This is a genomic window from Parviterribacter kavangonensis (genome assembly GCF_056863335.1).
The window spans coordinates 269,551-296,434 of the sequence record NZ_JBXPJA010000001.1 but is presented as its reverse complement, the minus strand read 5'-3'; the positions used below and the strand labels follow the sequence as shown (position 1 = coordinate 296,434).

The window sequence follows — 26,884 nt, the reverse complement described above, 5'->3', positions numbered from 1 at the left end:
CAGGGCAGGTTCCCCGGATCATGGAGCGAGCAAGCGATCAGCGCGAGTCCGACATCCGTCCACTGGCGTGGGGATCGGCGCAAGTTCCTCGATGCCGGCACGTTGCGCGAGCGCCGCGAGGGACCCGCGCGCCGGCGGTCGCCCGAGGTCCAGGACGGGCGGCTCGTTGGCCGCCAGCCACGTCGCCACGATCCGCATCTCGTGCACCTCGTCGGGCGGGACGAACGGCTCGGCGGAGCGCCGCAACGCAACGGCGGTGCGGTCCGCGAGCTCGTCCACGCCCCCGTCGACGGGCCCCCAGTCGACGACGCGCCCGCCGACGAGCCAGAACGCGTCGGCGCCTCCCTCCCCCGGCGCCAGCACCAGCCGCGGATGCGTGTGCGCCGCGCGCAGCAGCGGGCCCAGACGCTCGAGCAGGTGGCGCAACCGGCCGTGACGGCGGCGCAGCCACGCCGCCCGTTCGTACGCGCGCGCGTCGGCGGCCTCGCGCATCTGGCGCTCGACGTGCGCGAGCAGCGCCGCTCCCCCGTCCCCGCGGCCGGTGAACAGCGCGAGTGCCTCGTCCAGCCGCCGGCGATAGAGGTTCGGGTCGAGGTCGCCCAGGCACGGCGACAGGCAGCGGCCCATCTGCCCGTACACCGACGGATGGTCGCGGCGGTGCAGCTTGCGCCCGCAGTGGCGCAGGCCGAAGAGCGAGTCGAGCTGCTCCTTCAGCTCGACCGCCGTTGCGCGCCCCCGCAGCGGCCCGACGTTCACCGAGTGCCCCGCCGCCGGCTCGTCGGCGATCTCGAGCACGGGGAACGACACGTCGAACCGGCAGCGCAGGTAGACGAACGGGTCGACCTTCTTGAGCTTCACGTTGCCCGGCGGCCGCAGCGACTTGATGAGGCGCGCCTCCAGCAGCAGCGCCCCCAGCTCCGACCGCGTCGGCCGGTGGTCGACGATCGACGCCTGCGCGGTCCAGTCGCCGGTCGGCGCCGACGGCGCGAAGTGCGATCGCGCGCGCGTGCGCAGGTTGACCGACTTGCCCACGTACAGCGGCTGGCCCTCGGCGTTGCGGAAGATGTAGACGCCCGGCGTGTCCGGCAGGTCGGCGAACTCGGGGCGGTTCGTCGCGCGGCGGCGCGGGAGGTCGGGCTTCGACGCGGACCGGCGCCGCGTCGGCCGCAGCACCTCCAGCGCCTCGCCCACCGTCGACGCGTGCGCGCACAGCCGCGGGAACAGCGCGCAGAACACGCGCGCGCACGTCTCGGCGTCGGCGAGCGCGCGGTGCGCGACCTCGACGTCGATGCCGAGCGAGCCCGCCAGCGCGACGAGCTTGCGCTGGCGCGCGAGCGGCGCGAACCGGCGTGCCAGCGCGACCGTGCACAGCGCCGGCGGGTCCTCCCACTCGAGATCGGCGCGTTCGAACGCCTGACGCAGCACGCGCCGGTCGAACGAGACGTTGTGGCCGACGAGGACGCGGCCGTGGAGCTGGTCGGCCAGCTCGGGCAGGACCGCCTCGGCGGCCGGCGCCTCGTCGACCATCGCCTGCGTGATCCCGGTGAAGCGCTGGATCCCGCGCGACAGCGGCGCGCGCACGCCGACGAGCGTCTCCCAGCGCTCGTGCAGCTCGCCGCCGCCGACGAGCACCGCCCCGACCTCGGTCAGCTCGCACGCGTCGCCGGCCTTCCCGTTCGTCTCGGTGTCGACGACGAGGAACTCGGTGCGGGCAAGCGGGGCGTCGAGGAGGTCCATGGGCGGACCGCGCGTTGTACGCCCCGGGCCAGACGGCTCGCATGCGCGATTGCACTCCGCCGCGGGGAGTAGCATCGGGCCATGCCCGCGCTCGCCCCCCTCACCGCCGAAGAGCTGCGCCGGGCGTGGGACGAGTACGCCGAGGCGACCCGCGGGCTCGAGGGCGCGGAGTACGACCGGGCCGAGGCGGACGCCTGGCAGCGCCTGCAGGACGTGCTCGCCGGCATCGCGCCGCCACCGGCGCTTCGCCGCCCGCCCTTGGGGTAGGGTTCGCGCGACTCGGGTCCGCCGGACCCGCGAGGAGAGGTCTCAAGAGCTTTGCACCGGGTCCGTTCGCTGATCCCCGTCGTCGCGCTGTCCGCCGCGTTCGTGGCCGGCTGCGGCGACGACACCGACTACGAGAACAACCCGCGCCCGCCCGCGCCGATCGTCATCAGCGCGTCCATCAACGGCGGCGAGGTCTCCGTGTCCCCGCGCTCGTTCGGCGCCGGGCCCGTCACGCTCATCGTCGCCAACGAGACGCAGAAGGCGCAGGAGATCACGCTCGAGACCGACGAGCTCGGCGGCAGCAACCCCGGCATCCGCCAGCGCACCGGCCCGATCAACCCCGGCGACACCGCGTCGCTGAACGCGGATCTCAAGCGCGGCACGTACAAGGTCGCGGTGGCCGCCAACGGCATCAAGGCCGCGGCGCTGAAGGTCGGCGCCGAGCGCGAGACCGCGCAGAACGACCTGCTCCAGCCGTAGCGACGGCAGCGCCCCGCGGCGGCGCTCCCACTAGTCTCCGGGCCTGCGTTCTCTTGAAGCGAGCGAAGGAACCCGAACCCCAGTGGCCGTTGATCTGAGTCAAGTCTCCACCGTCGACACCGAACCCGGAGAGCTGCCCGCCACCATGGCGGCGTGGGTCATCCGCCAGGAGCGCGAGGGCGAGCCCACGGACGCCTTCCAGGTCGAGGAGATCGAGGTCCCGGAGCCCGGCGCGTTCGAGGTCATCGTCCGCGTCATGGCCGCCGGCGTGAACTTCAACAACGTCTGGGCGGCGCTCGGCCAGCCCGTCTCGGTGTTCGGCTACGGCGACCATCCCGAGTTCGGCCATCACATCGGCGGCTCGGACGCCTCGGGCGTCGTGTGGAAGGTCGGCTCGGGGGTCACGCGCTGGAAGCCGGGCGACGAGGTCGTCATCCACTGCAACATGACCTCGTACGAGGACCCCGAGGTCCACGGGCTCGATCCGATGGCGGCGCCGTCGCAGCGGATCTGGGGCTATGAGACGACCTGGGGCTCGTTCGCGCAGTTCACGAAGGTCCAGGCGCAGCAGCTGCTTCCCAAGCCGAAGCACCTCGCCTGGGAGGAGGCCGCGTCCTACGGCCTGACGTACTTCACGGCGTACCGGATGCTCATGAACCGGGCGAACCTCCAGTCGGGCCACAAGGTCCTCATCTGGGGCGCGGCCGGCGGCCTCGGCGTCTTCGCCGTGCAGCTCTGCAAGCTCACCGGTGCGGACTGCGTCGGCGTCGTCTCCTCCGAGGAGAAGGGCAAGCTCGTCGAGCAGCTCGGCGCGGTCGGCTACATCGACCGCAACGAGTTCAAGGAGATGATGCGCAAGGGCGGCGAGTCGCCCGAGGAGGAGAAGGCCCGCTTCAAGGCCTCGCGCGCGTTCTCCAAGCGCGTCAAGGAGCTCCTCGGCGACGCGCCCGACACGGTCTTCGAGCACGTCGGCAAGGCGACGTTCCCGACGTCCGTGCTGACGGTCAAGACGTTCGGCAAGGTCGTCATCTGCGGCGCGACCTCGGGCTACACGCTCGACTTCGACGTCCGCTACCTCTGGATGCGCCAGAAGGAGATCCTCGGCTCGCACTTCGCGAACGCGTGGGAGTGCAACCTCGCCAACGCGCTCATCGAGGAGTCGAAGATCCGGCCGGTGCTGTGGAAGACGATGCCCTTCGAGGACGTCGCGAACGCGCACCAGCTGATGCACGAGAACAAGCACCTCGGGAAGATCGCGGTTCTCGTGGGTGCCGAGAAGGAGGGCGAGGGCCGCACCGCCGAGGGGCCCGGCGCCATCCGCGCGGAGGTGGGTGCCTGATGGCCGGCAGCGTGCACATCCCGTGGTACGCCACGGGCTTCCGGGCCGACTCGATGGAGGCGGCGCTGGCGGAGATCGCGCCGCTCGCGGTCCGCTTCGGCGCGACGTCCTACGCCGTCTACCGCTACCGCGACGACCGCTACAAGTTCCTCCAGGTCGCGACCTTCGAGAGCAAGGTCGACTGGGAGCGCTACTGGAACGGCCCGGACTTCGTGCGCTGGCGTGCGAAGCACTCCGGCCACTACCAGATCCCCGTGCTCTACCAGTGGGCCGACATCGCCACCGAGGGTCACCTGCCGAGCGATCCCGGCTACGGCGGTGAGCCCGCCGCCGTCCACGCGAACGGCGACCCCGGCGAGACCGGGGACGCGCAGGCCGGCTGACGCGCTAGGCCGCGTCCGCGCGGCCGGAGCGCTCGATGTTCATCCGCAGGCGCGCGAGCGCCTGGCGGATGAGCCGCGAGACCTGCATCTGCGACACGCCGATGCGGCGCGAGATCTCCGTCTGCGTGAGGTCCTCCTCGAAGCGCAGCCGCAGGATCTCGCGGTCGCGCGTGGTGAGGACGTCGAGCGCGCCGTCGATGAGCACGCGGATCTCGGCGCGGCCGAGCTCGGGGTCGACGCTGCCGATCGAGTCCGCGAGCGTCGCGTCCTCGCCGATGGGCTCGTCGAACGAGCGCGCGCGCCGCGCGTCGGCGCTCTGGATGGTCGACAGGACGTCCTCGAACGGCGCGTCCACCTTCTTGGCGAGCTCCATCACGGTCGGCGAGCGGCCGAGCTCGTTCGTCAGCTCGTCGCGCGCCTTGGCGACCTGCAGCTGGAGCTCCTGCGTGCCGCGCGGAACGCGGACGGCCCACGTCTTGTCGCGGAAGTGGCGCTTGATCTCGCCGAGCACGGTCGGCGTGGCGTAGGACGAGAAACGGACGTCGCGGCTGAGATCGAACCCTTCGATCGCCTTCATGATCCCGACGCAGGCGACCTGCACGAGGTCGTCGAGCGGCTCGCCGCGACCGGCGTAGCGGCCCGCGAGGGCGCGCGCCAGCGGCAGCATCTCCTCGGCGAGCTGATCCCGGGCCCGGGTGTCCCCGGACTCGTGGTAGCGGCGCAGAAGCACACGCTCGCGATCGCCTCGTGGCTCCCCCGCGCGTGCCTCCCGGCCGAGCTCGTCGACGCTGCGGCGCACCTCCTGCACTCTACGGGGTCAGGGCCCCAACCCCTTCGGCGGGGCGTCAGTCACGTTCGAGAGGAGCCATCGTCAGCCCCTCGTCGCGCAGCAGCTCCCAGTAGAGCTCGGCCTGCTCGCGCAGCCCGCTCCACACCACGGAGCGACCCGTGTTGTGGATCGTGTCGGCGATCGCGTAGCCCTGGCTGACGTTGATGCCAGGGATGTGGCGGGCGAGCGCGAGCGCGACGTGGTCGAACGTGTTGTGGTCGTCGTTGAGCACGATGACCTTCCAGTTGCCGCCCAGGCCCGCCTCGGGCCCCGACGTGCGTTCGATCTCGACGGTCTCAGGTCCCATCGCCACCAGTCTCTACCCGAGCCAGGGCGCGCTCCAAGCCCGGGTACAGCTGGTCGGGGGGCATCCCCTGCTCGTACGCGGCGATCGTCTCGGCGTCCGTGCGCTGACGCAGGAAGTGCCCGAGGCGCGCGGCGTAGAGGTCGACGTCGTGCAGCTCGCGCGCCCATGCGAGCGCGCGGTCGAGCGCCTCGCGCAGCTCGTCGAGCTGCGCGTCGACGTCGTGCCAGAGGCCGAAGTGGGTGATCGCGAGCTGGTCGGGCTCCCAGTCGGCGATGACGTCGATCGACTCCTGCCAGGCGGCGGGGTCGATGTCCGGCGGCGGGGTGGGCGGCAGCACCGGCCCGTCGGGCGGGATCCGCACGCCGCCAGTGTCGCCGACGAACGCGGTCCCGGTGCGGTCGTGCAGGTAGGAGACGTGGTGCGAGGCGTGCCCCGGCGTGTAGGCGACGTGCCAGCCGGCGATACGCTCGCCGCCCGTCAGCACGCGCAGGTTGCGCGCCGGCACCGGGACGACCTCGCCCCACAGCCGGTCCATGTCGTCGCCGTAGAGGCGCCCCGCGCTGGCCAGCAGCTTCGTGGGGTCGACGAGGTGCGGCGCGCCGCGCTCGTGCACCCAAACCTCGAGGTCGGGCCAGCGCTGCACGAGCGACCCGGCCGCGCCGGCGTGGTCGAGGTGGATGTGCGTGAGCAGCAGGCGCGCCGGCCGCTCGTCGCCGAGCCCCTCGAGCAGCCCGTCGAGCGCCGACGCGGGGCCGCAGTCGACGAGCGACCCGTCGACCAGGTAGCTGGCGATGACCCGTTCGCGGCCGAGATGCCGCACGTCGATCGTCCTCATGACTGCTCCTCCTTCCCGTCGCGCCGCTCGAGCACGACGAGGTCCTGGAACGACGTGAACGCCTCGCGCCCGCACCACGAGCCGGGATGGGTCGGCTCGACGACGTCGAGCCCGTGGCGGGCGACGTGGTCGTAGACCCAGCCCTCGTCGAACGCGACGGCCTCCTCCGGCAGGTCCTCGCTGAGCACTGCGACGGGCTCGTGCGCGTCGATGAACGCCAGGCCGCTGCGGCCCTCGGCGATGTGGCGGCGCGACTCCTCGTCGAGCAGGAACCACGTCGTCACGGCGCGACCGCCCGGCTTGAGCACGCGCCCGAGCTCGGCGAGGTAGTGGTCGGCCTCCGCCTCGAGCAGGTGCGTGAACACCGAGGTGGCGATGGCGAAGTCGAACCGCGCGTCGTCGTACGGGAAGCGGTACTCGGTGGCGGCGTGCTCGCCCGTCGGGTTGTAACGGCGGTTGTAGAGGTCGGCGACCGTGAAGCGGAAGTTCTTGAAGCGGCCGTAGTGGCGCCGGCACCAGCCGATGCCCTCGCGGTTGACGTCGAAGCCGTCGTAGCCGCCGTCCTTCGACAGATAGCCCGTGAGCGGGCGGGCCATCCGGCCGATCCCGCAGCCGACGTCGAGGACGTGGTGGCCGGGCTGCAGGCCGCCGACCTCGACGAAGTGCGTGAGGAACTCGTCGCCGGTCTCGACGAAGTCCGAGTGCCCGACGAAGTCGAGCCTGCGCGGCGGCACGAGCCGGTCGGCACGGCCGCTCAGCCGGTCCTTGAGGTCGAGCGTCCTGAGCTTGAGCGAGTCGCGAACGCGTTCTCCAAGTGGCTGGCGCACGGGGCTCGCATCGTAGGATCTGCGGCATGAGCGTGCGCCTGGACCAGCCGGATCGACCCTGGATGATGCGGACCTACGCGGGGCATTCGACCGCCGCGAAGTCCAACGAGCTGTACCGGCGCAACCTCGCGAAGGGCCAGACCGGCCTGTCGGTCGCGTTCGACCTGCCGACGCAGACGGGCTACGACGCCGATCATGAGCTCGCGCGCGGCGAGGTCGGCAAGGTCGGCGTGCCGGTCGCCCATCTCGGCGACATGCGGACGCTCATGGAGGGCATCCCGCTCGACCGCATGAACACGTCGATGACGATCAACGCGACGGCGGCCTGGCTGCTGGCGCTCTACGTCGTCGCCGCCGAGGAGCAGGGCGTCCAGCAGGACGCGCTCGCCGGCACCACGCAGAACGACATCATCAAGGAGTTCCTCGCCCGCGGGACGTACGCGTTCCCGCCCGGCCCGTCGATGCGGCTGATCGCGGACATGGTCGCCTACACGGTGACCGAGATCCCGAAGTGGAACCCGATCAACATCTGCTCGTACCACCTGCAGGAGGCGGGCGCGACGCCGGTCCAGGAGATCGCGTACGCGATGTCCAACGCGATCGCCGTGCTCGACGCCGTCCGCGACCGCGTCGACCAGGACCTCATGGGCCAGGTGTTCGGGCGCATCTCGTTCTTCGTCAACGCCGGCGTGCGGTTCGTCGAGGAGCACGCGAAGCTGCGCGCGATGGGCCAGCTCTGGGAGGAGCTCGGCCGCGAGCGCTACGGCGTCAAGGACGCCAAGCACCTCCGCTTCCGCTACGGCGTGCAGGTCAACTCGCTCGGCCTCACCGAGCAGCAGCCGGAGAACAACGTCCAGCGCATCGTGCTCGAGGCGCTCGCCGTGACGCTCGGGCGCGACGCGCGGGCGCGCGCGATCCAGCTGCCGGCGTGGAACGAGGCGCTCGGCCTGCCGCGGCCGTGGGACCAGCAGTGGTCGCTGCGCCTGCAGCAGGTGCTCGCCTACGAGACCGACCTGCTCGAGTACCCCGACCTCTTCGAGGGCTCGAAGGTGATGGAGGGCCTCGTCGCGGAGCTCGTCGAGGGCGCGCGGGCCGAGATGGCGGTCGTGGCCGAGCACGGCGGCGCCGTCGATGCGGTCCCGTACATGAAGGCCGCGCTCGTCGACTCGCACCGCGAGCGGATCCGCCGCATCGAGGACGGCGAGCAGATCGTCGTCGGCCTGAACAAGTACGTGGAGACCGAGCCGTCGCCGCTGACGAGCGACGCCGAGGGCGGCATCCTCGTCGTCGACCCGGGCGTCGAGGCCGAGCAGCGCGCCGCCGTCGAGGAGTGGCGCTCGCAGCGCGACCAGGCCCGTGCCGACAAGGCGCTCGAGGAGCTCAAGCGCGTCGCGGGGTCGACGGAGAACATCATGCCCGCGACGATCGAGGCGGCCCGCGCGGGCGTCACGACCGGCGAGTGGGCGGCCGCGCTGCGCGACGTCTTCGGCTCGTACCGCGCGCCCACCGGCGTCGGCGAGGCGACCGGCGAGCCCGCGGGCGAGACGCTCGAGGAGGTGCGCGAGGAGGTCGAGCGCGTGTCGGAGTCGCTCGGCCGGCGCCTGAAGATCCTCGTCGGCAAGCCCGGCCTCGACGGCCACTCCAACGGCGCCGAGCAGATCGCCGTCCGCGCCCGCGACGCCGGCATGGACGTCGTCTACGAGGGCATCCGCCTGACGCCGGCGCAGATCGCGAAGAGCGCGCTCGACGAGGGCGTGCACGTCGTGGGCCTGTCGATCCTCTCGGGCTCGCACCGCGAGCTCATCCCCGGCGTGATCGCGGCGCTGCGCGAGCGCGACGTCGACGTGCCGGTCGTGGTCGGCGGGATCATCCCCGAGGCCGATGTCCAGCCGCTCAAGGACGGCGGCGTCGCCGCGGTCTACACGCCGAAGGACTTCGACCTGACGAAGATCATGCGCGACATCGTGACGCTCGTCGGCGAGCGCCACGGCGTTGCGGCTTGACCGCTTCGGGCTCCGATCTCGGCCGCCGCCTGCGTGAGGGCGACCTCTCCGCGGCGCCCGCTGCCCTGAACCTCGTCGAGTCGCGGACGAAGGCGGACGACGTCGCCGCGCTGCTGCGCGAGGTGTCCCCCGCCGCGATCGGCGCCGAGCCGAAGGGCCACCTCATCGGCGTCACCGGGCCGCCCGGCGCGGGCAAGTCGTCGCTGCTGTCCGCGCTCGTCAAGCACTGGCGCGACGACGGGCGCAGCGTCGCGGTGCTCGCCGTCGACCCGTCGTCGAAGCGCTCCGGCGGGTCGCTGCTGGGCGACCGCGCGCGGATCGAGTTCGACCCCGAGGACGCGAACGTCCTGATCCGGTCGACGGCGGCGGGCGGGCGGCTCGGCGGGCTGGCGCCGGCGACGCGCGCGGCCGCGCAGGCGCTGAGCGCCGCGTTCGACGTCGTCGTCATCGAGACGGTCGGCGTCGGGCAGTCGGAGACGGAGATCGCCGAGGTGGCCGATACGGTCGCCGTCGTGGTGCAGCCCGGCTCCGGCGACGCGCTGCAGTTCATCAAGGCGGGGATCATGGAGGTGCCCGACGTGCTCGTGGTGACGAAGGCCGACCTCGGCGACATCGCGATGCGCGCGCGCCGCGACCTCAACGCGGCGCTGCGCTCGCTCGGAGAGCGCGGCACGCCCGTGCTCGCGGTCTCGAGCCTCGCGCCGCCGAGCGGCGTCGACGAGCTCGCGGCCGCGCTGGACGAGCACCGCGAGGGGCTCGACCTGGGTACGCGGCGTGCCGAGGCGCGGCGCGCCGGCGCGCTCGCCGACTTCGCCGCCGAGCACGGCGAACGCGGGGTCCGCGCGCTCGGCGGGCGCCGCGCGGCGCTGAAGCTGCTGGGCGAGCAGGACGAGGGCCTCGACGTCGCGGCGCTGACCGCGGTGCTCGAGGAGAAGGCGCAGGAGGCGGCGTCATGAACCGCGGCTTCCTGGTCGACGCGGCGATCGCCCTCGGGGTCTTCGTCGTCGTCACGATCATCGCCGAGCTGGCGGGCGCGACGAACCTCGGGACGGCGATGACGTTCGGCGTGATCGCGTTCGCCGCGACGGTCGTCGGGCTCATGCTCCGCTCCTCCCCGTAGGCGTAGAGTCGGGTCGTGTACGTGTCGCTCTCCCGCCTCCGCGTGCCCGCCGACCGCGCCGACGAGCTCGTCACCGCGTTCCGGGCCCGCGCCCGCCTCGTCGACGCCTTCGAGGGGTTCGTCGACCTCCAGGTCTGGCAGTCCGACCGGGACCCCGGCGAGCTCGTGATGGTGAGCCGCTGGCGCGACCGCGAGTGCTTCAAGACGTACATGAAGAGCAGGGAGCACAAGGTCAGCCACGACCGCATCGCCGCCGACCTCGACGCCGCCATCAAGCTCGAGCGGCTCGAGCACATGCACGTGGTGGCCGAATGAGCCGGACCGCCCCGCCCAGCGGCGCCGCCGCCCCGATCGACGTCACCGCCCCCGACGGCACGACGGTCGACGTCCGCGACCTCGCCCGCGACGTCTGCGAGCGCTACCGCCGCGAGTTCCCCGACGAGGAGGAGCGCTACGGCGACGCCGGGCACCAGTGGTGCGTCCACGACAACCAGTACCTCATCCACTGGGCGATCCTCGACGTGGAGGGCGCCACGCGGATCGAGCAGCAGGTCGGCTGGCTCGCGCGCGTGCTCCATGCCCGCGACTTCCCGCTCGAGCGGCTGCGGCGCGACCTCGAGATCGCCGCGGACGTCGTCGAGGGGAGCGGCCGGCCCTGGTCCACCGAGGTCGCCGACCGGCTGCTGGCGGCGCGCGACGCGGTCCACGCGTGAGCGCGCCATCGCCCGCGGCAGAGCGCGCCGAGCAGCTGCGCGCGCTGCACGCCGCGCCCGAGCTGCTCGTGCTCGTCAACGTCTGGGACGCCGCGAGCGCGCGCGTCGTCGCCGCGCGGCCCGCGACCGCGGCGATCGCGACGGCGAGCTGGGCCGTCGCCGCCGTCCACGGCTACGCCGACCACGAGGAGATCCCGTTCGAGCTCGTGCTCACGTCGCTCGAGCGCGTCGTCGCCGCAGCGGGCGACCTCCCGGTGACCGCCGACCTCGAGGCCGGCTACGGCGACCCGGGCGCGACCGTCCGGGCCGCGCTCGAGGCGGGCGCCGTCGGGTGCAACCTGGAGGACCGCTGCGAACCGCTCGGCGACGCCGTCGCCCGCGTGGCCGCCGCGGTCGCCGCGGGCGAGGAGGCCGGCGTGCCAGTCGTCGTCAACGCCCGCACCGACGTGTTCCTGCGCGCGTCCGACCCGCGCGACGGCCTCGACGACGCGCTCGCGCGCGGCCGGGCGTACCTCGACGCGGGCGCCGCGTGCTTCTTCGCGATCGGGCTCAACGACCGCGACTGCATCCGCACGCTCGTCGACGAGCTCGGGGCGGTCAGCGTCCTCGGGTCGCCGCGATCGCCATCGCTGCGCGAGCTCGCGGCGCTCGGCGTCCAGCGCGTCTCCTTCGGACCGGGCCCGTTCGGCGCCGCCCTGGCCGCGCTCGGCCGCACCGCCGACGCGCTGCACGACCACGCGCACGTCCCCGCCGACCTCGCGTTCCGGCCGCCGCCACCCGTCGAGTAGCGTCCGGCCGCATGGCCGTGGGTTGCTTCGTCTCCGTGGGCCGCTCGCTCGAGCAGGCCGTCCAGCGCGCCGAGCTCGCGGAGGAGCTCGGGTACGAGTCGGTCTGGATCACGCACATCGCGGGGCGCGAGCCGCTCGCGGTGCTGCAGCACTACGCGGCGCACACGAAGCGGGTCGCGCTCGCCACCGGCGTGACGCCGATCTACACCCGCACGCCGGCGAACATGGCGCAGGCCGCGGCGACGGTCGACGAGATCAGCGGCGGGCGCTTCCGCCTGGGCATCGGCGTCTCGCACCGGCCGGTCGTGGAGGGCTGGTTCGGGCAGACGATCGACAAGCCGCTCGCCGAGACCCGCGAGTACGTCGCGATCCTGCGCGCGATCTTCCGCGGCGCGGACCCGCCGGCCGGCGAGAAGTGGCGCACCGGCTTCCGCCTGGCGATGCCGGTCAACCCCGACCTGCCGATCTACGTCTCGGCGCTGCAGCCGCGGATGCTCGAGCTGGCCGGCGAGATCGCCGACGGCGTCGTGCTGTGGCTGTGCAACCCGAACTACGTCCGCGACGTCGTGATGCCGCAGGTGCGCAAGGGGCGCGAGAAGGCGGGCAAGACGCTCGACGGGTTCGATGTCGTCGCCGCCGTGCCGTCGGCGCTGACGGACGGGGTGGGTGGGGTCGAATCCGCCTTCGACGCGCAGCGCCGCGACCTCCTGACGTACTTCAGCCTGCCCTTCTACCGCGCGATGATCGAGAGGAGCGGCTTCGGCGACGACATCGCGGCGTTCGACGCCGCCGCGCAGGGCGGCGACGCGGAGGCGATGGCCGCGGCGATCTCAGACGACTTCCTCTCCGTGCTGACCGCGGTCGGCGGCGAGGACGAGGTCCGCGCCGGCGTGCAGCGCTACCTCGACGCGGGCGTGACGTCGCCGTGCGTCGGGCCGATCGCCAGGACGGACTTCGAGGCGACGCTGCGCGCCGCCGCGCCCGGCTCCTCCTCCTAGGCCTTCTGCTCGGACCCCGCGCGGGCCGCCGCGGCGCCGCCGGCGCCGACCGGGCGGAACACCGCGTCGGCGCCGCGCTGCTCGAGCTCCTCGGCGAGCTCGCGCTCGATCGTGGGGATCGCCGGACGGATCGCCGGCTCGGAGATCGGCTGCAGGAGGCCGCGCAGCGGCAGCATCGCGCGCACCCACCACGGCACGACGATCAGCCGGGCGCGCTTCTCGATGCCGTCGACGGTCCGCTCCGCCGCCAGCGACACGGGATAGGTCTTGGCAAGCGGCCCCTTCAGCGTCCCGCGCAGCGTGCGGAACGCCCGGTGCTCCTCCCCGCCGCGGACCATGTCGGTGTCGATCCACGAGTAGTAGACGCAGCCGACGCCGACGCCGTGGTGCTTGAGCTCCACCCGCAGCGTGTTGGCGATCGCCTCGGTCGCGGCCTTGCTCGTCGAGTACGCGCCCATGCCGGGGAAGCCCGTGACGAGCGCGGCGATCGACGCGTTGATGAGCAGGTAGCCGCCGGACTCGCGCAGGTGCGGGATCGCGGCGCGCGCCGAGCGGAACGTGCCGAGCACGTTGACCGCGATGACGCGGTCGAACGCCGCCGGGTCGATCTCGGCGAGCGTCCCCGCGGACGCGATGCCGGCGTTCTGGAAGACGACGTCGATGCGACCGAAGCGGTCGGCGGCCTGCTGGTAGGCGTCGGTGATGGCGTCGGGGTCGGCGATGTCGGCCTCGATCGCGAGCGCGTCGGGCCCGCACTGGGCGGCGACGCCGCGCAGCTCGTCCGGCTCGAGGCCCACGAGCGCCAGCTTCGCGCCGCGCGCGGCCGCGCGCCGCGCCGTCTCGGCGCCGATCCCGCGCGCCGCTCCCGTGATGAGGACGACCTTGCCGTCGAGCGTGCTCACTTCGATCCCTCCTCGGACGACAGCGAGATGATGCGCCAGTCGCCGCTCTCCCTGACGAGGCCGACGTCGTCCTCGGAGGCGGGCTGGTTGGCCGCCGCGGTCCGCACCCGCGCGGTCGCCTTGTCGCCGTCGACCTTCACGCTGATGACGCGCAGCGTCGGCTTCTGCGCGTCGCCGAGGCTCGAGTTCTTGAGCGCGAGCTCGCACGGCACGGCCTGGTTGACCTTGTCGACGAGCTGCTTGGCGAACACCTGGTCGCAGATGGCCTGGAAGTCCTTGGTCGACGTCGCCTTGGCGAACGCGTCGAGCGTCGTGCGGACCCCGTCCTCGGGGTCGTCGCGTCCGCACGCGGACAGGGCGAGGGCGAGGGCGAGCAGCAGGGCGGCCGGGAGTCGGGCGGCGGGCATCGGCGGCAGGCTACGCTCCCCGGTGATGCAGCGCGACCAGTTGCGCGACGGGCACGGCCGGGTCATCGGGGACCTGCGGCTCTCGGTCACCGACCGCTGCAACTTCCGCTGCCAGTACTGCATGCCGGCCGAGGGGCTGCCGTGGCTGGATCGCCAGAGCGTGCTGACGTTCGAGGAGATAGCGCGGCTCGTCGGGCTGTTCGCGTCGATGGGCGTCCGGGACCTGCGGCTGACGGGCGGCGAGCCGCTCGTGCGCCGGGACTTCCCCGGGCTCGCGGCGATGCTCGCGCCGCTCGTCGACGACCTCGCGGTGACGACGAACGGGTACCTGCTGGAGCGCGACGCCGAGGCGCTCGTGCGGGCCGGCGTGACGCGGTTCAACGTCTCGATCGACTCGCTGCAGCGCGACCGGTTCTTCGCGATGACGCGCCGCGACGCGCTGCCGCGCGTGCTCCGCGGGCTCGAGGTGCTCGGGTCGTTCCCCGAGGCGCACCCGATCAAGGTCAACGCGGTCGCGATGCGCGGGTTCACCGAGGACGAGGTGCTGCCGTTCGCGCGCTTCGCCCGCTCGCATCCGTACGAGGTTCGGTTCATCGAGTTCATGCCGCTCGACGGGTCGCGGTCCTGGGACATGACGCAGGTGCTGACGGGCAAGGAGATCCGCGCGATCATCGCCGCCGAGTTCGAGCTGGAGCCGGAGCCACACGAGCCGAACGCGACCGCCCGCGTCTGGCGCTTCGCGGACGGCGTCGGCCGGATCGGGTTCATCAACCCGGTCAGCGAGCCCTTCTGCGGCGACTGCAACCGCATCCGCCTGACCGCCGAGGGCAAGCTGCGGACCTGCCTGTTCTCGCTGCACGAGACCGACCTGCGCGACCCCCTGCGCGCCGGTGCGACCGACGACGAGCTCGAGCGGATCGTGCGCGACGCCGTCTGGCGCAAGGAGCTCAAGCACCGGGTCAACGAGCCCGGGTTCGTGCAGCCGGCGCGCACGATGAGCGCGATCGGCGGATGACCGCGAGCACCTCCTCGCACCGGGCCCACCGAGGGTCCGCGGCCGGCTGATGGATCTCGGGTTCTCGGGCCACGGCGTGCTCGTCACGGGCGCGTCGGGCGGGATCGGCTCGGCGGCGGCGCGCGCGTTCGCGGCGGAAGGCGCGCGGGTCGCGGTCCACTTCCACTCCAACCGCGGGGCGGCGGAGGAGCTGGCGGCCGAGATCGGCGGCGTCGCCCTCGGCGCCGACCTGCGCGACGAGGCCGAGGCCGACGCGCTCGTCCCCCACGCCGTCGAGGCGCTCGGACGGCTCGACCACTGCGTCGCCAACGCCGGCGTCTGGCCGAGCGAGGACGTCGCCGTCGCCGACATGCCGCTCGAGCGCTGGCGCGCGACCGTCGACGCCAACCTCACCGCCACCTTCCTCACCGCCCGCGGCTTCGTGCGCCACGTGCGGGCACGCGAAGAGCCGATCGGCGCCGACGTTCCGGGGGCCGCCGCGCCGGTCTGCGACGAGATGTCGCCGGCCGGAGAAGCGGCGCCCCTCGCCGGAGGGGCCTCGCCGGCCGCCTCGCCCTCGCTTGTCCTCGTCGCGTCCACCGCGGGGCTCTTCGGCGAGGCGGGGCATGCGGACTACGCGGCGGCGAAGGCGGCGATCGCCTACGGGCTGGCGCTCTCTCTGAAGAACGAGGTCGTCCGGGGCGTGCCGCTGGCGCGCGTCAACGTCGTCGCGCCCGGGTGGACGGTCACACCGATGGCGGCCGAGGCGCTCACCGAGGAGACGCTGAGCCAGGTCACCGCGACGATGCCGTTGCGGAAGGTCGCGTCGCCGGAGGACATCGCGCGGGCGATCGTCATGCTCGCGTCGCCGACCGCGGCGGGGCACGTCACCGGGCAGGTCGTCACGGTCGCGGGCGGCATGGAAGGCCGTCTGCTGAACGACCCGTCGGCCGGCTGAACGTCAGATGGCCCCGCCTGTTCGGCGGAGCCATCGTTGGCGCAGGCGTCCCCGTATGCGGGGACATCCATTCGCGCACCGGCCGCGGGCTCAGAGCGAACTGCGCCTGCGGGCGCGCCCGGCCAGCAGCGCGGGATCGTTCCGCCAGCGGGCGACGTCCGGGTACGCGGTGACGTAGACGCCCGACGGAACCGGCTCGCGCAGGGACTCGAGCACGAACCCGGACCGCTCGAGCGCGCCGGTCAGCGCCGACAGCGGGCGGTGCGTGTCGGTGAACGTCATGGCGAGGCCGTCGCGCTCGCGGCGCTCGCTGTACACCGCCTCGGTGAAGTACGCGCGCTCGTCACCGAGCAGCCTGCGCAGCGAGCCCAGGGAAGCGTGCGGATGGACCGTCACGAAGCAGAACGCCCCGCCGGGAGCGAGGACGCGCGCGACCTCGGCGATCGCGCGGTCCAGCCGGGCGATGTTGAGCAGGGCCATCGAGCTGACGACGAGGTCGGCGCAGCCGTCGTCGAGCGGCAACCGGGCGGCGTCGGAGACGAGCACCTGCACCGGCGGGTCCGCCTCGCGCGCGGCCGCGGCCAGCCGCGGCGAGCGCTCGATGCCGAGCACGCGGTGCCCGCGGCCGATCAGCTCGCGCGCGAGGCGCCCCTCGCCGCAGCCGATGTCGATCGTCAGCTCGCCGGGCTCGGGAGGCAGCAGCGCCATCAGCTCGGGCAGGACGAACGACCAGAAGAAGTGGTCGTGGCCGGGCGCGCGCGCCCACTCGATCCACTCGTCGGCGCCGTGCTCCCACAGGTCGCCGGGGTCGATCCGCAGCGCGGCGAGCTCCTCGGCGCGCGCGAGGTCGGCGGGCTGGTTGACGTTGAGCATCAGCTCCCCCACCCCGTCGGCCTGGATGACGGCGGGCCGCAGCCGGTCGAGCGTGTGCTTCAGCGGCTCGTCGTCCGGTGCGGCCGCCAGCGCGTCGAGCGCGCCGGCCGCGTAGGCGGCGCAGAGCGGCTGGAGGTGGCCGCCCGCCTCCGGGATCGCGGCGAGCCGGCCCGCGTCGATCTCGGCGAGCAGCGTCTCGAGCAGCGCCGCCGGCACGAGCGGCATGTCGCACGGCACGACGAGCACCGGCCGCCCGTTCGCCCCGCGCAGCGCGCTGACGAGCCCGTGGCGCGGGTGGAAGTCCGCCGGCTCGGACCGCAGCACGCGGGCGTCGGTGGGCGGCAGCGGCGTGTCGGGCTTGGCGATGACGACCACGTCGTCGACGACGTCGCGCAGCAGCGAGACGGTCCAGTCGAGCAGGGTCCGGCCCTGCAGCTCGGCCATCGCCTTACGACCGCCCAGCCGGGAGCCGCGCCCTCCGGCGAGCACGGCGCCGAGGGCGTTCCTCATGCCGTGCGCGGGCCCTCGCCGTAGTCCCCGAACGGCGCGTCGCGCTCGCGGACCGTGCCGCGGACGTCCTGCATCGCCCGCCGCGAGAAGTCGACGCCCTCGGGCGTGTGCCGGGCCGCGCCGTCCAGCAGCGAGCCGACGAGCTGGGTGCTCGACAGCCCCATCTGCTCGATGACGTTGTTGACCAGCAGCTTCATCATGCGGAGCTGGTTGCGGGGCATCTGCGCGACGCGCTCGGCCAGCGCCATCGCGGCGTCGTCGAGCTGCTCGGCGGGAACCGCCTCGCTCGCCAGGCCCCACTCGACGGCGCGGGCGCCGGAGAGGGCGTCGCCGGTCAGCAGCAGCCGCTTGGAGCGCTCCAGCCCGAGCCGGTACGTCCACATCATCGTCGTGGGCGAGCCCCACACCCGCGCCGGCGGGTAGCCGATCCGGCAGTCCTCGGCGCAGACGATGAGGTCCGAGCAGAGCGCGAAGTCCGTTCCGCCGCCCACGCAGAAGCCGTGGACCTGGGCGATCACGGGCTTCGGCGAGCGCCAGAGCCACATGTACGCGTCGACGAAGCGGGTGATGTTGTCGTAGTCGGCGATCGGGTCCCAGGGCCGGTCGCCCTCCGCCTCGGCCATCCACTCGGCGCCCCAGCCGATGTCGTAGCCCGCGCAGAACGAGCGCCCGGCGCCGCGCAGGCGGATGGCGTGGATGGCGTCGTCCGCCCAGGCGTCCTCGAGCGCCAGGCGCAGATCCCCGATCAACGTCGGGGTGATGGTGTTCAATCGCTCCGGGCGGTTGAGCGTCAGGGTCGCGACGCGCCCCCCCTTGTCGGTGACGACCTCGGGCACACCTAGAATCGAACCATGTCCCACGAGATGTCCCCGCCCTGGCTGCGCTGCTACCGCTGCTGGTCGCAGGACCTCGAGGTGCAGGTCCACTACGAGGGGATCCACAAGATCGACCCCGTCACGGCCGAGCGGGCCGACGTGGTCGACGAGATGCAGGAGGCCGTCGTGCAGTGCCTGGAGTGCATGCACGACCAGCCGCACCTCGGCTTCGCCAACGGCCGGGTCGAGCCGGTCGAGGACCGGTGGGAGCGGATGATCGTCGGCACCCCGTGGGTCGCCTCGGTCACCGTCACCGTCGAGGCCGACGACGTCGACAGCTGCTCGGGCCCCGAAGCGAGCGACGCCCTGTCGTTCGCCGCGTTCGGCGACTACGGCACGCGCGAGTTCTTCACCCACGTCCGCTTCCACAAGCACGAGGAGGACAAGATCGTGGTGCACCTGCTCGTCGAGCTGTACGCGCGGTCCCAGCAGGAGGCGACCGAGGTCCTGGAGGCCGCGTCGCGAGGGGCGCTGGCCATCACCTCGCTGGCCGAGGAGTCGCGTCCGCCGGCCTCGAGCACGGACACGCATCCTCGATGAGGATCGCGCTCGCCACCGCCCTGGCCCTCCTGGTCGCCGCGGCGGGGGCGGGCGGAGCGCCGGCCAAGCAGCAGCTGCGCCAGGCGCCGGGCATCGCGCCGGCGGGAGCGAACGACTACGGGTGCCGCAGCATCGCGCACCCCGTGCCGGTGATCCTCGTGCACGGGACGTTCGGCGACATGACGGTCAGCTGGAACGCGCTGGCGCCGGCGCTGAAGGCCGACGGCTACTGCGTCTTCGCGCTCGATCTCGTGCGCCGCGGGGCCGCGCCGATCGACCAGTCCGCGGACGCGCTGACGGCGTTCGCGCTGGACGTGCTGCAGCGCACGGGCGCGCCGAAGGTGTCGTTCGTCGGGCACTCGCAGGGCGGGCTGCTGGCGCGGTACGTCGTCAAGACGCGCGGGCTGCTCGACCGCACCGACGACGTCATCGGGCTCGCGCCGTCCAGCCACGGCACCGCGTCGCCGGCCGCGGGGTACGCCGCGCGCTGGTTCGCGTGCGAGGCGTGCGCGGAGCAGCAGGCCGGGTCGGTGTTCCTGCAGAAGGCGAACACCGTTCCCGAGGCGCCCGAGCCCGCCTCCTACACGGTCGTCTCGACGCGCTACGACGAGGTCGTCACGCCGTTCACCTCGCAGGCGTTGGCGGGCTCGACGGTCACGAACGTCGTCCTGCAGGACAAGTGCGCGAACGACATCAGCGACCACCTCGGGATCGTCTACGACCCGGTCGCCATCCAGTGGGTGCGCGACGCGCTCGGGCGGCCGGGCCCGGCCGATCCCGCGTTCGCGCCCGACTGCACCGGCATCAAGGCGGTCGGCGGCACGGCGCGCAACGGCGCCGGCGGCGCGGCCGGCCCGACCGATCAGCCCGTGCGCCGCGCCGAGGTCGCGCGCAAGCCGGTGCGGCTGCACGACGCCGAGCGCGTCGGCGTGCACGTCAAGTGCGTCGGCGATCTCGTCTGCGAGGGCGTGCTCGAGCTGCGCCGCGGGTCCTATCGCGCCGGCAAGACCGCGTTCTCGATCCCCGCCGGCACGAAGCAGCTCGTCACCGTCCTGCTCAGCCAGCGGTCCGTGCGCTCGCTGCAGAAGGCGCGGATGCCGGAGCTGGCCGGCAGCGCGTTCGTCGCCCGCACCGGCGGCGTGGCCGAGAAGGTCGACACGAAGTTCGCCGTCCGGGTGTGACGTTTCGGCGACCGGCCTGTCCGGGCACCAACGGCTTCATGCGTCCCGTCGCGCTGTGCCTTGCCGTGCTCGCTTCCCTGCTCGTCGCCGCGCCCGCGAGCGCGCTCGTGGGCGGCACGCCCACGCAGCGCGACCTGCCGCACATGGTCGCGATGGAGTTCCGCGACTCGCCGAGCGCCTCGGAGTGGTCGTTCCGCTGCGGCGGCAGCCTCGTCGCCCCCGACGTCGTCCTCACGGCGGCGCACTGCGTCTCCGGCGACGAGTCGATCGGCGAGCCCGACACGCTGCCGGCCGCGCAGTTCCGGTTCCTCGCGGGGACGAAGGTGCGCAGCAGCGGCGGCGAGCGCATCGGCGCCGTCGAGATCCGCGAGCACCCGGCCTACGACGACGACGTCAACGGCGGCCACGACGTCGCGCTGATCAAGCTCGAGCGGGCGTCGACGCTGGGCAAGCCGATCCGCGTCGCGAGCGCCGCGGACGCCCCGTTCTTCGCGGCCGGCAAGGACGCGGTCGTGACCGGCTGGGGCGCGAACGCCTTCCAGGTCGGCATGACGGCGGACCAGCTCGAGGAGATCGTCATCCCGATCCGCAGCGACGCGGAGTGCCAGCTGTCGACGATCTACGGCTACGACCCCGCGACGATGCTGTGCGCCGGCGAGACGATGGGCGGCAAGGACTCCTGCCAGGGCGACTCCGGCGGCCCGCTGATGGTCCCCGACGCGACCGGCGCGCTCGTCCTCGTCGGCGACGTCTCCTTCGGCCTCGGCTGCGCGTTCCCGACGCAGTACGGGATCTACGGCAAGCTGCCCGCCGACGACATGCGGTCGTTCGTCACCCAGGGCATCGCCGAGCTGTCGGCCGCGAAGGCCTCGTCGCCCGGCACGACGACGTCCGGCCCGACCACCGGCTCGTCGACCCCGGCGCCGCGGCGCCTGACGCTGCCGGCGACGGTCGGGAGGTCGCTGCGCGTGACGGTCCGCAGCAGCGAGCGGCTGCGCGGCGTGAAGCTCGTCCTCGTCCGCGGCGGCCGGACGCTCGCCGCCGGCAGCACCAAGACCGTCAGCGGCCGCAAGACCATCAAGCTCCGCGCCCGCAGGTCGTTCGGCGCCGGCCGCGCGACGCTCCGCGCGACCGCGAAGGACGGCGCCGGCAAGACCGTGAAGGCGTCGCGGCGGGTCGAGGTCCGCCGCTGAGAGGCTCCGGCGGGGCGCCCCGCCGGGGTCACGCCGTGAGGGTCTCCTCCTCCTCGGGCGCCGCCTCCGCTCGTCTCGCGAGCCGGCCGTAGCGGCCGCCGAGGGCGATGAGCTCGTCGTGGGTTCCTCGCTCGGCGATGCGGCCTCCGTCGAGGACGACGATCTGGTCGGCGTCGCGGATGGTGCTGAGGCGGTGCGCGATCGCGATCGTGGTGCGGCCCTCCGCGAGGTCGTCGAGGGCGGCCTGGACGGCGCGCTCGGTCTCGTTGTCGAGGGCGCTCGTCGCCTCGTCGAGCACGAGCACCGGCGGGTTGCGGAGGATCGTGCGGGCGATGGCGATGCGCTGCTTCTCGCCGCCGGAGAAGCGGTAGCCGCGCTCGCCGACGACGGTGTCGTAGCCGTCGGGCAGCGACGCGATGAGGTCGTGGATGCGGGCGGCGCGCGCGGCGTCCTCGATCTCGTCGTCGGTCGCGTCCGGCCGCGCGAAGCGCAGGTTCTCGCGCACCGAAGCGTGGAAGAGGTACGTCTCCTGCGACACGAGCCCGACCGTGCTGGCCAGCGAGGCGAACGAGACGTCGCGGACGTCGACGCCGTCGATCGTCACCCGCCCGTCGTGGACGTCGTAGAGCCGCGCGACGAGGTAGGCGAGCGTCGTCTTGCCCGACCCCGTCTCCCCCACGATCGCGGTCGTCGTGCCGGCCGGCACCTCGAGGTCGATGCCGTCGAGGATCACCGCGTCCTCGCCGTACGCGAACGAGACGCCCTCGAAGGCGACGTCGCCGCGCACCGCCGCCGTGTCGAGGTCGACGGCCTCCGGATGCTCGTCGATGTCCACGTCGAGGTCGAGGTACTCGAAGATCCGGTCGAAGAGCGCCAGCGACGTCTGGACGTCGACCTGCACGCCGAGCAGCGACTGGATCGGGAAGAACAGCCGCGTCTGCAGCGTCGTGAACGCGACGAGCGTGCCCAGCGTGATCGCCGCGTCGCCGTTCGCCATCGTCAGCCCCGCGAACCAGTAGACGAGCGCGGGCATGACGGCGAAGCTCATCTGCACGCTCGCCATCCGCCAGCGGCCGGCCATGCGGGAGGCGACCTCGAGCTCGGCGAGCTCGCGCGACTCGCCCTCGAAGCGGTCGGCGAGGTTGGGCGCGCGGCCCATCGTCTTGCCCAGCAGGATCCCGCTGACGCTGAGCGACTCCTCGACGAGCGACGAGATGTCCGCCATCCGGCCCTGCCGGCGCGCGGCGATCCGCTTGCGCTCCTGCCCCACGCGGCGCGTCAGCCAGACGAAGAACGGCAGCAGCGCGAGGCTGAACGCGGCCAGGCGCCAGTCGAGCAGCACCATCGCGACGATCGTCGCCAGCACGGTCGTGGCGTTCGAGACGATCGACGTCGCGGTCGACGTGACGACGTTCTGCACGCCGCCGATGTCGTTGGCGATCCGCGACTGGACCTCGCCGGTGCGCGTCCGCGTGAAGAAGGCGAGCGACATCCGCTGCAGGTGCCGGTACACCGCCGTGCGCAGGTCGTGCATGACCCGCTGGCCGACGCTGTTCGAGAGGAACGTCTGCCCCACGCCGATGATGCCGGTCGCGATGGCGACGCCGATCATCCCGGCGACGAGCCACGTCAGCAGGCCCGTGTCGCCCTCGGGGATCGCCTCGTCGAGGACCGCTCGGAGCAGGAACGGCGACAGCATCCCGAGCCCGGCCGAGACGAGGATGAGCGCGAGCACCGTCGCGAGGCGCCCGCGATACGGCCGGAAGAGCCGTGCGATGCGGCGCCCGTCGGTCGTCCCTGCGCGGTCGTCAGATGCTTGCAAACCTCAACTAGTTTAGCCGAGGGCGCGCCGGGCGCGAGAAGTAGGCGCGTCTCAGCGCCGGACGGCGACGGCTGCGGCGCGCGCGAAGGACCGCAGGAACCGGCCCGAGCGCTTCTGCAGCGAGACCGACGCGCGGACGGAGGCCGACGGCGCACGGAACACCGCGGTCATCGGCTTCGGCCGGCTCGCGCGGCGCAGCGTCAGGCGCTTCGTGGCGCACCCGGCGCCGGTGACGCAGGCCTTCACGCGGTACGTGCCGGCGGGCAGCCGGTTCGGGCCGATCGTCAGCAGGGCGACCCAGCGGCCGTCGCGCCTGACGACGTCGACGTAGACGGTGCCGACCTTGCGGCCGCTGTTGCCGCGCAGCGGGACCTTCGTGCGCGTGCTCGTGCCGGTCGGCGACGTGGTGGTCGTCGTCGTAGAGCTTCCGCCAGGGCTCACGGGCGCCGTGGGAGCCGGGTCGGCGATGGCGACCTTGGCGGTGGCCGTCGCGCTGGCGACGTGCCCGGCGCCGTCGGTGACGGTCGCGACGACCGTGTGCGCGCCGTTGGTTCCGACGGTCACGCTCGCGCCCGATCCGGCATCGGCGCCGTCGACGGTCCAAGACTGGCTCGCGACGCCGCTGCCGGCGTCATCCGCGGCGACGGTGCACGACACGGGTCCCGACGACCAGGCCCAGGGGCAGGAGACGCTCACCGACGGCGCAGCGGTGTCGACCAGCACGGTCTCGTCGCGCCACGCCGACCAGTTGCCGGCGACGTCGCGGACGCGCGTGGACAGGGTGTGCGTGCCTTCGGCGTCGACCGTGGCAGCCTGCGTCGTGCGGATCGTCCCGCCGTCGACCCGCCAGTTCCAGCCGACGACGGCGCCCTCGGCGTCCGACCCGTCGAGCGTCACCTGGTAGGCCGAGGTCTGCCAGTCGGCCGGCGCGGCGGTCGTGGTGTTCACCGGCGGGTTCGTCTCCGACAGCGTCGTGCCGCAGGCCACGCCGAGCTCGGTCGTGCACGAGCCCATGAACGTCGACGAGAAGAGGTTCCAGTGCGTCGCGAGGTACGAGCCGGGCGCCGGGGCCGGGTTGAAGTAGTCGTCGCCGCCGCAGTCCCACGTCTCGTTCATCTCGCCGTCGATCTTCGGGCAGGCGACGTACGGGGCCGACTGGGAGCCGCCGTCGGCGTAGCACATGACGTCGTAGCGGTCGTTGCAGTGGCCCGCGCCGGACGTGTGCGGCGCGCTGCTCTGGACCGCGCCGAGGTTGTGCGACATCTCGTGGAGCATCACGCTCGGCCACGCGTAGGCCGACGACGGCAGCGTCGACGGGCCGTAGACCTGGGCCATCATCCGGCCCGAGTTGTGGATCGTCGCGCCGGCGCTGTCGTCGCCGTACTGGACGGCGGTGCCCGCGATGCCCGTCGACGAGGAGTAGAAGCCGTCGAGGTAGACGACCCAGTTGCGCGGGCCGCTCTGGCTGGTGACGTACGGGGCGACGGCGCTCTTGATGGTGTTGAACTGCGGGACGCCGTTGATCACGTAGGTCGAGCGCGGCGACGGCAGCGCGACGACCTGGATGTCGACGTAGGAGGCGCCGCACGAGGTGCCCATGTCCCAGCGCAGCGTCTTGCGCGCGCCGGACTGGTCGGCGGCGAAGCGGCTGATGATCGAGACGTTCGCCTGCAGGCGGTCGTCGAGCGTCGCGAAGCGGTTCGGCTGGTCGGACGCGTACGCGTAGACGACCTTGAACTGCGGCGTCGACGACGGCGCCGCGGCGTTCGCGGTGTCGTCGGTCGTGCGCTCGCTGCCGCACCAGGTCTCGGGCAGCCCGGCGGAGGAGATCGCGGCGGGCGTCGCGGGCTCGACCGACGCGGTCTCGGCGGCGGCGACGGGCTGCGTGACGAGCTCGTCGGGCAGGGACGCGCGCGGGTCGCCGTGGTACGGCTCGGCCGCCTCGTCGTGGCCGCTCGCCAGCGCGGGCACCAGCGCCAGCGCGACCAGCACCGCGCACAGCGCGCGGGCGGCCCGGGCCGTGCGTGTCCGAAGAGGCGTCACCCGGTGCTCTTCGGAGCCCTCCTCCCGAGTCTTGACGCGCCCCGGGCGGCCCTGGACGGCCGGTCATGCACGGCCGCGCCGCGGAGCGGTCTCCGCGGCGCGGCCGGCGCAGAGCTAGGCGCCGAGCTTCTGCTCGAGCTGCTCGAGCTGCGAGCGCAGCTCGGACGGCAGGCGGTCGCCGAACTTCTCGAGGTGCTCGCGCACCTGGGGCAGCTCGGCCTTCAGCGCCTCCTCGTCGACCGTCAGCAGCTGGTCGAGCGCGCCGTCGGCGATGTCCAGGCCGGAGGTGTCGAGGTCCTCGCGGCGCGGCACGAGGCCGATCGGCGTCTCGTCGGCCTCGACCCGGTCCTCGCAGCGGCGCAGGACCCACTCGAGCACGCGGGCGTTCTCGCCGAAGCCCGGCCACAGGAACTTGCCGTCGGCGTCCTTGCGGAACCAGTTGACGTAGAAGATCCGCGGCAGCTTCGCGCCGTCCCGGCGGCCGATCTCCAGCCAGTGCCGGAAGTAGTCGGCCATGTTGTAGCCGCAGAACGGCAGCATCGCGAACGGGTCGAAGCGCAGCGCGCCGACCGTGCCGAACGCCGCGGCGGTCATCTCGGACGACATCGTCGCCCCCATGAACACGCCGTGCTCCCAGTCGAACGCCTCGCGCACGAGCGGCACCACGGAGGCGCGGCGGCCGCCGAAGAGGATCGCGTCGATCGGCACGCCGGCCGGGTCCTCCCACTCGCCGGCGATCGACGGGGCCTGGTCGGCCGGCACCGTGAACCGCGCGTTGGGGTGCGCGGCCGGGTGGTCGGCCTCGGGGGTCCAGTCGTTGCCGTGCCAGTCGATGGCGTGCGCCGGCGGCTCGGGCGTCATGCCCTCCCACCACACGTCGCCCTCGTCGGTGAGCGCGCAGTTGGTGAAGATCGTGTTCCGCTCGACCGCCTTCATGGCGTTCGGGTTCGTGTCGTAGCCGGTGCCCGGCGCGACGCCGAAGAAGCCCGCCTCGGGGTTGATCGCGTACAGCCGGCCGTCGTCGCCGAACTTCATCCAGGCGATGTCGTCGCCGACCGTCTCGACCGTCCAGCCCTCGATCGAGGGGATGAGCATCGCGAGGTTCGTCTTGCCGCAGGCGCTCGGGAAGGCGGCGGCGATGTACTTCGCGTCGCCCTCGGGCGAGGTGATCTTGAGGATGAGCATGTGCTCGGCCATCCAGCCCTCGTCACGGGCCATCGCCGAGGCGATGCGCAGCGCGAAGCACTTCTTGCCGAGCAGCGCGTTGCCGCCGTAGCCCGAGCCGTACGACCAGATCTCGCGCGTCTCGGGGTAGTGGACGATGTACTTCGTCTCGGCGTTCGTCGGCCACGGCACGTCGTCCTGGCCCTCCTCCAGCGGAGCGCCGATCGAGTGCACGCAGGGGACGAACTCGCCCTCGTCGCCGAGCACGTCGAGGGCGCCCTTGCCCATGCGGGTCATGATCCGCATCGACACGGCGACGTACGCGCTGTCGGTGAGCTGGACGCCGATGTGGCTCTTGTCCGACCCGAGCGGGCCCATCGAGAAGGGGACGACGTACATCGTGCGCCCGCGCATCGAGCCGGAGAACAGCGGCTGGAGGGTGTCCCGCATCTCCTGCGGCGCCTTCCAGTTGTTCGTCGGGCCGGCGTCCTCCTCGCGCTCGGAGCAGATGAAGGTGCGGTCCTCGACGCGCGCGACGTCGCTGGGATCGCTCCAGGCGAGGTACGAGTTGGGGCGCTTGGCCTCGTCCAGCTTGCGGAACGTCCCCTGCTCGACCAGCAGCCGAGCCAGGGCGTCGTACTCCTCGGCCGAGCCGTCGCACCAGTGCACGTCGGCCGGCTGGGTCAGCTGTGCAACCTCGTCCACCCACGCGAGGAGCTTCTTGTGCTTCGTCGGGACAGACGTCGTGCTCACTGGTTCAGGTCACTCCTCGGGAAGGTCGCCACGTCGTGATGAT

Annotated in this window: 28 protein-coding genes; 16 read left to right on the top strand and 12 right to left on the bottom strand. The window is 73.0% G+C overall.

Translation table 11 applies throughout. From position 1 onward, the window contains the following. Positions 1-18: 18 nt before the first annotated feature. The gene (locus AC1UE4_RS01415; RefSeq protein WP_482915437.1) at positions 19-1,737 is read right to left on the bottom strand and encodes an exonuclease domain-containing protein; all 1,719 of its coding nucleotides are present in this window, start codon (positions 1,735-1,737) and stop codon (positions 19-21) included. An 81-nt stretch (positions 1,738-1,818) separates the two neighbouring features. On the opposite strand from AC1UE4_RS01415, the gene AC1UE4_RS01410 reads away from it, so the two are divergent. The 4 genes from AC1UE4_RS01410 to AC1UE4_RS01395 all read left to right on the top strand — a co-directional run bounded on the left by AC1UE4_RS01410 (position 1,819) and on the right by AC1UE4_RS01395 (position 4,206). Further along, positions 1,819-2,004: a hypothetical protein gene (locus AC1UE4_RS01410; protein ID WP_482915436.1), complete on the top strand. Its 186-nt coding sequence runs from the start codon at positions 1,819-1,821 to the stop codon at positions 2,002-2,004. A gap of 51 nt (positions 2,005-2,055) precedes the next feature. Next, positions 2,056-2,484, top strand: a complete 429-nt coding sequence (locus AC1UE4_RS01405) for a hypothetical protein (RefSeq protein ID WP_482915435.1) — start codon at positions 2,056-2,058, stop codon at positions 2,482-2,484. Between the two features lie 145 nt (positions 2,485-2,629). Then, the gene (ccrA, locus tag AC1UE4_RS01400; RefSeq protein WP_482915434.1) at positions 2,630-3,823 is read left to right on the top strand and encodes a crotonyl-CoA carboxylase/reductase; all 1,194 of its coding nucleotides are present in this window, start codon (positions 2,630-2,632) and stop codon (positions 3,821-3,823) included. Continuing rightward, the gene (locus AC1UE4_RS01395) at positions 3,823-4,206 is read left to right on the top strand and encodes a hypothetical protein (protein ID WP_482915433.1); all 384 of its coding nucleotides are present in this window, start codon (positions 3,823-3,825) and stop codon (positions 4,204-4,206) included. Before ccrA ends, AC1UE4_RS01395 begins: the two co-directional genes overlap by 1 nt. 4 nt (positions 4,207-4,210) lie before the next feature. Here the strand turns inward: AC1UE4_RS01395 and AC1UE4_RS01390 are convergent, their stop codons facing one another. The 4 genes from AC1UE4_RS01390 to AC1UE4_RS01375 are packed head-to-tail and all read right to left on the bottom strand — an operon-like array spanning position 4,211 to position 7,004. After that, complete coding sequence (locus AC1UE4_RS01390; RefSeq protein ID WP_482915432.1) at positions 4,211-5,005, bottom strand: SigB/SigF/SigG family RNA polymerase sigma factor; 795 nt, start codon at positions 5,003-5,005, stop codon at positions 4,211-4,213. A 46-nt stretch (positions 5,006-5,051) separates the two neighbouring features. Then, positions 5,052-5,342, bottom strand: a complete 291-nt coding sequence (locus AC1UE4_RS01385) for an ATP-dependent Clp protease adaptor ClpS (RefSeq protein WP_482915431.1) — start codon at positions 5,340-5,342, stop codon at positions 5,052-5,054. Further along, positions 5,332-6,177 (bottom strand): MBL fold metallo-hydrolase, encoded by an 846-nt coding sequence (locus AC1UE4_RS01380; RefSeq protein WP_482915430.1) that lies wholly within the window; start codon positions 6,175-6,177, stop codon positions 5,332-5,334. Before AC1UE4_RS01380 ends, AC1UE4_RS01385 begins: the two co-directional genes overlap by 11 nt. Further along, positions 6,174-7,004: a class I SAM-dependent methyltransferase gene (locus AC1UE4_RS01375; protein ID WP_482915429.1), complete on the bottom strand. Its 831-nt coding sequence runs from the start codon at positions 7,002-7,004 to the stop codon at positions 6,174-6,176. Before AC1UE4_RS01375 ends, AC1UE4_RS01380 begins: the two co-directional genes overlap by 4 nt. 26 nt (positions 7,005-7,030) lie before the next feature. On the opposite strand from AC1UE4_RS01375, the gene AC1UE4_RS01370 reads away from it, so the two are divergent. Genes AC1UE4_RS01370 through AC1UE4_RS01340 form a run of 7 tightly spaced genes read left to right on the top strand, consistent with a single transcriptional unit; the run spans position 7,031 to position 12,626 of the window. Continuing rightward, positions 7,031-9,007, top strand: coding sequence for a methylmalonyl-CoA mutase family protein (locus AC1UE4_RS01370; protein ID WP_482915428.1), 1,977 nt, complete (start codon positions 7,031-7,033; stop codon positions 9,005-9,007). Further along, a complete protein-coding gene (locus AC1UE4_RS01365) occupies positions 9,004-9,963 on the top strand; it encodes an ArgK/MeaB family GTPase (RefSeq protein ID WP_482915427.1) in 960 nt (319 codons plus the stop codon). Before AC1UE4_RS01370 ends, AC1UE4_RS01365 begins: the two co-directional genes overlap by 4 nt. Next, positions 9,960-10,127 carry a hypothetical protein gene (locus tag AC1UE4_RS01360; protein WP_482915426.1) on the top strand — a complete coding sequence of 56 codons (168 nt, stop codon included), beginning with the start codon at positions 9,960-9,962 and terminating at the stop codon, positions 10,125-10,127. Before AC1UE4_RS01365 ends, AC1UE4_RS01360 begins: the two co-directional genes overlap by 4 nt. A gap of 15 nt (positions 10,128-10,142) precedes the next feature. Beyond that, complete coding sequence (locus tag AC1UE4_RS01355; protein ID WP_482915425.1) at positions 10,143-10,442, top strand: antibiotic biosynthesis monooxygenase family protein; 300 nt, start codon at positions 10,143-10,145, stop codon at positions 10,440-10,442. After that, the gene (locus AC1UE4_RS01350; protein WP_482915424.1) at positions 10,439-10,840 is read left to right on the top strand and encodes a hypothetical protein; all 402 of its coding nucleotides are present in this window, start codon (positions 10,439-10,441) and stop codon (positions 10,838-10,840) included. The genes AC1UE4_RS01355 and AC1UE4_RS01350 overlap by 4 nt, the downstream gene beginning before the upstream one ends. Then, complete coding sequence (locus AC1UE4_RS01345; RefSeq protein ID WP_482915423.1) at positions 10,837-11,628, top strand: isocitrate lyase/PEP mutase family protein; 792 nt, start codon at positions 10,837-10,839, stop codon at positions 11,626-11,628. Before AC1UE4_RS01350 ends, AC1UE4_RS01345 begins: the two co-directional genes overlap by 4 nt. Before the next feature lie 11 nt (positions 11,629-11,639). Then, on the top strand, positions 11,640-12,626 hold the full coding sequence (locus tag AC1UE4_RS01340; RefSeq protein WP_482915422.1) for an LLM class flavin-dependent oxidoreductase: 987 nt from the start codon (positions 11,640-11,642) through the stop codon (positions 12,624-12,626). Here the strand turns inward: AC1UE4_RS01340 and AC1UE4_RS01335 are convergent. Next, positions 12,623-13,528, bottom strand: coding sequence for a short-chain dehydrogenase/reductase (locus AC1UE4_RS01335; RefSeq protein WP_482915421.1), 906 nt, complete (start codon positions 13,526-13,528; stop codon positions 12,623-12,625). The two genes, AC1UE4_RS01340 and AC1UE4_RS01335, sit on opposite strands and share 4 nt — an antisense overlap. After that, entirely contained in the window at positions 13,525-13,935 is a 411-nt protein-coding gene (locus tag AC1UE4_RS01330; RefSeq protein ID WP_482915420.1) for an Rv0361 family membrane protein, read from the bottom strand. Before AC1UE4_RS01330 ends, AC1UE4_RS01335 begins: the two co-directional genes overlap by 4 nt. A 25-nt stretch (positions 13,936-13,960) precedes the next feature. On the opposite strand from AC1UE4_RS01330, the gene moaA reads away from it, so the two are divergent. Both moaA and AC1UE4_RS01320 read left to right on the top strand, forming a co-directional pair. Further along, entirely contained in the window at positions 13,961-14,950 is a 990-nt protein-coding gene (moaA, locus tag AC1UE4_RS01325; RefSeq protein WP_482915419.1) for a GTP 3',8-cyclase MoaA, read from the top strand. 49 nt (positions 14,951-14,999) lie between these two features. Beyond that, the gene (locus AC1UE4_RS01320; protein ID WP_482915418.1) at positions 15,000-15,887 is read left to right on the top strand and encodes an SDR family NAD(P)-dependent oxidoreductase; all 888 of its coding nucleotides are present in this window, start codon (positions 15,000-15,002) and stop codon (positions 15,885-15,887) included. A 90-nt stretch (positions 15,888-15,977) separates the two neighbouring features. Here the strand turns inward: AC1UE4_RS01320 and AC1UE4_RS01315 are convergent, their stop codons facing one another. Together AC1UE4_RS01315 and AC1UE4_RS01310 are read right to left on the bottom strand one after the other, a co-directional pair. After that, a complete protein-coding gene (locus AC1UE4_RS01315; protein WP_482915417.1) occupies positions 15,978-17,270 on the bottom strand; it encodes an NTP transferase domain-containing protein in 1,293 nt (430 codons plus the stop codon). Next, positions 17,267-18,106: a crotonase/enoyl-CoA hydratase family protein gene (locus AC1UE4_RS01310; RefSeq protein WP_482915416.1), complete on the bottom strand. Its 840-nt coding sequence runs from the start codon at positions 18,104-18,106 to the stop codon at positions 17,267-17,269. Before AC1UE4_RS01310 ends, AC1UE4_RS01315 begins: the two co-directional genes overlap by 4 nt. A 15-nt stretch (positions 18,107-18,121) precedes the next feature. Here AC1UE4_RS01310 and AC1UE4_RS01305 point away from each other — a divergent pair, with 15 nt between their 5' ends. From AC1UE4_RS01305 to AC1UE4_RS01295, 3 genes are read left to right on the top strand one after another with little or no spacing between them, the layout of a single operon-like run. Further along, positions 18,122-18,685: a hypothetical protein gene (locus AC1UE4_RS01305; RefSeq protein ID WP_482915415.1), complete on the top strand. Its 564-nt coding sequence runs from the start codon at positions 18,122-18,124 to the stop codon at positions 18,683-18,685. Continuing rightward, positions 18,682-19,866: an esterase/lipase family protein gene (locus AC1UE4_RS01300; protein ID WP_482915414.1), complete on the top strand. Its 1,185-nt coding sequence runs from the start codon at positions 18,682-18,684 to the stop codon at positions 19,864-19,866. Before AC1UE4_RS01305 ends, AC1UE4_RS01300 begins: the two co-directional genes overlap by 4 nt. Positions 19,867-19,904: 38 nt before the next feature. Beyond that, the gene (locus AC1UE4_RS01295) at positions 19,905-21,059 is read left to right on the top strand and encodes a S1 family peptidase (RefSeq protein ID WP_482915413.1); all 1,155 of its coding nucleotides are present in this window, start codon (positions 19,905-19,907) and stop codon (positions 21,057-21,059) included. Positions 21,060-21,087: 28 nt separating this feature from the next. On the opposite strand, the gene AC1UE4_RS01290 is transcribed toward AC1UE4_RS01295, so the two are convergent. The 3 genes from AC1UE4_RS01290 to AC1UE4_RS01280 form a co-directional block, all read right to left on the bottom strand. Continuing rightward, positions 21,088-22,881, bottom strand: coding sequence for an ABC transporter ATP-binding protein (locus tag AC1UE4_RS01290; protein WP_482915412.1), 1,794 nt, complete (start codon positions 22,879-22,881; stop codon positions 21,088-21,090). A gap of 51 nt (positions 22,882-22,932) precedes the next feature. Next, positions 22,933-24,924: a hypothetical protein gene (locus tag AC1UE4_RS01285; protein ID WP_482915411.1), complete on the bottom strand. Its 1,992-nt coding sequence runs from the start codon at positions 24,922-24,924 to the stop codon at positions 22,933-22,935. A gap of 114 nt (positions 24,925-25,038) precedes the next feature. After that, positions 25,039-26,841, bottom strand: coding sequence for a phosphoenolpyruvate carboxykinase (GTP) (locus tag AC1UE4_RS01280; protein WP_482915410.1), 1,803 nt, complete (start codon positions 26,839-26,841; stop codon positions 25,039-25,041). Positions 26,842-26,884: the final 43 nt, after the last annotated feature.

What these genes read in the sequence shown, in the direction of transcription:
- AC1UE4_RS01410 (WP_482915436.1), top strand. Translation starts at nt 1,819, where the DNA reads ATGCCCGCGCTCGCCCCCCTCACCGCCGAAGAGCTGCGCCGGGCGTGG.
- AC1UE4_RS01295 (WP_482915413.1), top strand. Translation starts at nt 19,905, where the DNA reads ATGCGTCCCGTCGCGCTGTGCCTTGCCGTGCTCGCTTCCCTGCTCGTC.
- AC1UE4_RS01385 (WP_482915431.1), bottom strand. Translation starts at nt 5,342, where the DNA reads ATGGGACCTGAGACCGTCGAGATCGAACGCACGTCGGGGCCCGAGGCG.
- AC1UE4_RS01340 (WP_482915422.1), top strand. Translation starts at nt 11,640, where the DNA reads ATGGCCGTGGGTTGCTTCGTCTCCGTGGGCCGCTCGCTCGAGCAGGCC.
- AC1UE4_RS01360 (WP_482915426.1), top strand. Translation starts at nt 9,960, where the DNA reads ATGAACCGCGGCTTCCTGGTCGACGCGGCGATCGCCCTCGGGGTCTTC.
- AC1UE4_RS01320 (WP_482915418.1), top strand. Translation starts at nt 15,000, where the DNA reads ATGGATCTCGGGTTCTCGGGCCACGGCGTGCTCGTCACGGGCGCGTCG.
- AC1UE4_RS01380 (WP_482915430.1), bottom strand. Translation starts at nt 6,177, where the DNA reads ATGAGGACGATCGACGTGCGGCATCTCGGCCGCGAACGGGTCATCGCC.
- ccrA (WP_482915434.1), top strand. Translation starts at nt 2,630, where the DNA reads ATGGCGGCGTGGGTCATCCGCCAGGAGCGCGAGGGCGAGCCCACGGAC.
- AC1UE4_RS01315 (WP_482915417.1), bottom strand. Translation starts at nt 17,270, where the DNA reads ATGAGGAACGCCCTCGGCGCCGTGCTCGCCGGAGGGCGCGGCTCCCGG.
- AC1UE4_RS01415 (WP_482915437.1), bottom strand. Translation starts at nt 1,737, where the DNA reads ATGGACCTCCTCGACGCCCCGCTTGCCCGCACCGAGTTCCTCGTCGTC.
- AC1UE4_RS01350 (WP_482915424.1), top strand. Translation starts at nt 10,439, where the DNA reads ATGAGCCGGACCGCCCCGCCCAGCGGCGCCGCCGCCCCGATCGACGTC.
- AC1UE4_RS01330 (WP_482915420.1), bottom strand. Translation starts at nt 13,935, where the DNA reads ATGCCCGCCGCCCGACTCCCGGCCGCCCTGCTGCTCGCCCTCGCCCTC.
- AC1UE4_RS01370 (WP_482915428.1), top strand. Translation starts at nt 7,031, where the DNA reads ATGAGCGTGCGCCTGGACCAGCCGGATCGACCCTGGATGATGCGGACC.
- AC1UE4_RS01300 (WP_482915414.1), top strand. Translation starts at nt 18,682, where the DNA reads ATGAGGATCGCGCTCGCCACCGCCCTGGCCCTCCTGGTCGCCGCGGCG.
- moaA (WP_482915419.1), top strand. Translation starts at nt 13,961, where the DNA reads ATGCAGCGCGACCAGTTGCGCGACGGGCACGGCCGGGTCATCGGGGAC.
- AC1UE4_RS01395 (WP_482915433.1), top strand. Translation starts at nt 3,823, where the DNA reads ATGGCCGGCAGCGTGCACATCCCGTGGTACGCCACGGGCTTCCGGGCC.
- AC1UE4_RS01305 (WP_482915415.1), top strand. Translation starts at nt 18,122, where the DNA reads ATGTCCCACGAGATGTCCCCGCCCTGGCTGCGCTGCTACCGCTGCTGG.